Here is a 1026-nt window from a genome sequence, read left to right as displayed (position 1 = left end):
GCTGCTGCGCGCAGCGTTAACCTGTCGCGACGGTTAAAAGGCAACAAGCGGCTGACGAATTCCCTGCAAACGCCGTGTGTTAAAGTGTGAATTGTTATGTTATAACGTAATTGGTTCGATGATAGTGTAACGGTTTATTCGGAAAATTTAATGAAATCAATGCAAAATTTGCTGATCGCTGCGGCGCTCGGCCTGGCTTCCTGCGCCGTTATGGCGGCGAGCACACCCGAAAAACCGGTGCGGATTGCCGCACCGTTTGAAATTAAAGGCAGCGATCCGGCGCTCTCCGGCGACATTCTGTTACGTATGGATGTGGTTGAAACGCTGGTAGAAGTGGACGAACGTGGCGAGCCGGTGGCGGCGCTGGCGCAGCGCTGGCAGGTCTCTGACGATGGGCTGCGCTGGCAGTTTCAGCTGCGCGACGGCGTGCATTTTCATGATGGCTCGCTGCTGGATGCGGTTGCCGTGGTGAAATCACTCAACACCGCACGCGGCAAAGCGGGCTTACTGGACAAAACGCCAATCGCCGACATCAGCGGGGCAGGGCAGCTTGTCACCATCACGCTGCGTGAACCCTTCACGCCGCTGCTGTCAGTCCTGGCGGAAAGCCGCTCGCAAATCCTCGCACTGGCCAGCTGGGATGCGCAGGGCAACATCACGCGCATTATTGGCAGCGGACCGTTTAAGCTTACCTCCTTCCAGCCGCCGCAGTCGCTGACGGTGGCGCGCTTCGCGGATTACTGGGGCGAGAAACCGGCGATTGCCGCCGCCAGCTATCTGGCGACCGGCCGCGCGGAAACCCGTGCGCTGCTGGCAGAAAGCGGTGATGCAGATTACGTGTTTAACCTTGATGCCGCCAGCCGGCAGCGGCTGGCACGCAAAGCGTCGCTGCACATCCCGGCGATTCCGGTGCCGCGCACGTTGATGCTGAAGCTTAATCTGGCCGATCCGCTGCTGGCGGAACAGCCGGTGCGTGAGGCGATCAGCATGGCGATCGATCGCAACGCGCTGGCGCAGGCGGTGCTG

Annotated in this window: 1 protein-coding gene; it reads left to right on the top strand. The window is 60.0% G+C overall.

Going from position 1 to position 1026, the window contains the following annotated elements; all coding sequences use genetic code 11:
- Positions 1 to 159: 159 nt before the first annotated feature.
- Positions 160 to 1026: ABC transporter substrate-binding protein (locus ERD80_RS22240; protein ID WP_248295891.1), on the top strand; the 867-nt coding region annotated here is incomplete at its 3' end.

Source organism: Pantoea sp. R102 (genome assembly GCF_004916815.1).
GTDB lineage: Bacteria > Pseudomonadota > Gammaproteobacteria > Enterobacterales > Enterobacteriaceae > Pantoea > Pantoea dispersa.
The sequence above is the reverse complement of the archived record's forward strand: the minus strand, read 5'-3'. Positions and strand labels throughout refer to the sequence as shown.